This window comes from Pirellulales bacterium (assembly GCA_036490175.1).
Classification (GTDB): domain Bacteria; phylum Planctomycetota; class Planctomycetia; order Pirellulales; family JACPPG01; genus JACPPG01.
Genome location: DASXEJ010000165.1, coordinates 1 through 2,859, shown reverse-complemented (window position 1 = coordinate 2,859; position 2,859 = coordinate 1). Strand labels below are relative to the sequence as shown.

At 61.1% G+C, this 2,859-nt stretch carries 3 protein-coding genes; all 3 read right to left on the bottom strand.

Annotated features, from left to right (window positions below; all coding sequences use genetic code 11):
* A partial coding sequence (locus tag VGG64_12600) for a serine/threonine protein kinase (GenBank protein HEY1600438.1) occupies positions 1 to 2,040 on the bottom strand: 2,040 nt, incomplete at its 3' end.
* 177 nt (positions 2,041 to 2,217) lie between these two features.
* Complete coding sequence (locus VGG64_12595; protein HEY1600437.1) at positions 2,218 to 2,658, bottom strand: helix-turn-helix transcriptional regulator; 441 nt, start codon at positions 2,656 to 2,658, stop codon at positions 2,218 to 2,220.
* An 18-nt stretch (positions 2,659 to 2,676) separates the two neighbouring features.
* Positions 2,677 to 2,859 (bottom strand): hypothetical protein (locus tag VGG64_12590; protein ID HEY1600436.1); only part of this gene is annotated, 183 nt, incomplete at its 5' end.

Here is a 2,859-nt window from a genome sequence, read left to right as displayed (position 1 = left end):
CGCATCGCCCAACTCCGCTGCCGACTGCGGCCGATCCTTTGGATTCTTGGCCAGGCATTTGAGGATCAACGCTTCCAGTTGAGCCGACACGGGACGCCGCATCCGCAACGACGGCGGCTCGGGAGCCATGGTGACGTGCTTGTGCAGAATCTCCAGGACGTTGGCGCCATTGAATAGCGGAGTTCCGGTCAGCAGGAAGTAACCGATCGCCCCCACGGCATAGAGATCGGTCCGCGCGTCGACGTGTTCGGAACCCTGGATGGTTTCGGGCGACATGTAGAGCGGAGTGCCGGTAAACACGCCTTCGGCCGTCAGCGACCCATCGGGCTGGCCTTCGAGCGCCTTGACCAGACCGAAATCGAGCACTTTGACGAAGTCGCAAATGCCACCCCGCTCGGTCAACATGACGTTGGCCGGCTTGATGTCGCGATGGATCAAGCCGATCGCATGTGCCTCGCTGAGCGAACCGCAGACCTGCGCGAGAATCGACGTCACGCGGCCCTCGGGCTGCGGCCCGTGTTGACGCACGAGATCTTCCAGATTGATGCCGTCCAGGTATTCCATCGCGTAATAAAAGACGCCTTCCGGCGTGCGGCCGTAATCGTAAATGGCGATGGTGTTCGGATGGTTCAGCCGGCTGGTGAGCTGGACCTCGCGCTCGAAGCGGGCCAGCGTTTGCTCGTTGCTTTTGTCGACGTTGAGCAGCTTGACGGCCGTGGGTCGCTGGAGCATGGCATGATGGGCCAGGTAGACCATGCCCATACCTCCTTCGCCAAGCTTTCGGTCCAACGTGTATTGGCCGAGGCGTTTGGCGACCAGGGCGGCCCGTTGGGCCTCGCGATTGGCACGGGCGACGATCAACGTGAAGACGAAGATCGCGGCCGAAGCGGCCACCAACAGTCCGAACATTCCCCAAAATGCCCGCCGCAGCACGTACAGGGGCCGAAACGCTTCGGCCAGGTCTTGTTCGGTGCCGACGCCGAGTTCGTATTCGGGCAGCCAGATCCAGGCCCCGATCGATGGGACGCCCCGATAGTCGCGATAACCCTCGACGTCGTTGCCACTCTTTCCACTGATGGCCTCCGCGGCCAAACGCGTGAAGGGCTGCTCCGAACGCGCTTGTTTCGCTCGCTCGCCGGCCAGCAGGTTCGCGCCGGGATCGCGCAAACTGACCGAGAGGATCGACTGGGCATCGGGGCTGTCGACCATCAGCCCGAGCTGCTTCAGCTCTTTCTCGAAGCGGCTTTGACTGAGCAACAATCCATGGTGATCGAAGGCATAGGTTTCACCGGTTTCGCCCGACTGGGCAATGTGCAAAATGCGCGTGAAGTCCTTATCGGGCGAAATACGCAGGGCCAGCGCCGCCAGCGGTTCACCTTTGTCGCCGAGCACGGGGGCGGCGGCAAACATCGTCGGTAAGTTCGCTTTCAACTCGCCATGAGCATCGGGCAGCAACATGGCGGCAAGAAAAGGGCGCGAGACCGCCGGCTTTCCGGCAAAGACACCGTCGAAAAACTCCTTGCGGTAGCCGGTCAGCGTTTTGCCGACCGGACCGTCCTGATCGGCGGCCAGCACGACGCCTGCGGGCGAAACGAGGCAAAAGCCGACATAGCCGAAGCGGTTCAAGCGCGGCATGAGTTGCCCGCGCAGTTCGGCCTGGCCGGGCGAAAAGAGCAGGGCTCGCTCCGAATCGGCCGAGTCGGCGGCTGCCTTGAGCAGTTGGTCGACGGCGGGCAAAATCCGCTCATCTTCGGCCATGAATTCGGCATCGAACGCTTGTTCGGTCATCCATACGCGCAGCGCCGCCACGTCGGCATTGATTACCGTGGTTAGCTCGGCGACGCGCCGCTCGCGCATGGCCGATTCCACCGACCGACTGATCCAGCGGCCGACGACGCCCAACAGTAGTGCGGCCAGGATCGGCCAGACCCAAAGCTGTTTGCGAAGCAACAGGCTGCCCAGCGTGAGCGAGCGGAGCATGCTGCGCGCCCCGGTCGTCACGAAACTGGCCGTTTTGGATAACGGATTGGATTCGTCCAAGCGGACCTCGATTTCCAGGCAGTCGGGGAGGCCGCACCAGGCAATCTACTGTGCGGCAAGCTGCTATTGATGGTAACGCATTGGCAGCGTCAGGAGAAATCGCCGGTCAACGGGCAGTGTCTTTGAACGGTATTGCCAGGAGCGTTATGCGATCGATAAATCGCTGACCGGCCGATCCTAATGGCTCCGCTTCTTTTTGCGGGCGGATGGTGCGGATTTTGGCGCGGATTTCAGTTTTGATCCGGCTGCCGACCGCCGATTCAATGGGGGTGCCTTTTGTGCAGGCGCCCGATGTGGCTCGACCGTTACTGGTCCGCTTCCTGGGTTACTCTCTTTGAACGCGATGAAAAGCTCCTTGCCGGTGGCGTCCGCAATCCGACGAAGCATGGAAAAGGTGTGTCCCTCGTAGTCTGCGTCCTCGAGCCGTGCGATGACCGATTGGTGGGTACCGATCCTCCGAGCGAGTTGCGTTTGCGTTAGGCCAGCTTCAGTGCGCACGGTGTAAATCTGCTCGGCGATGTTCGCTTGAAATCGAGCTTCGGCAACGGCTGCGGCGAGTCGCGGATCGGTTGCGATCTTTTTCCTCAGAACATCGGCAAAATCCCTGGTGCTTGCCATATACCGAACTCCTTGGCGTCAGTATTCCAGCGTGTAACGTTCAGGCTCGCTTTGCGCCAATCCGAGACACTTGATCGCTCGGTCAATATCTTTTGGATCGACGACGGCCGCCTTCGTGGTGCCGAGCGCGATGAGTGCCACGTGAGCTCCGATGAAACCGTAAAGGATTCGATAGCAAACGCCGCCGGACTTCGGCCGCAA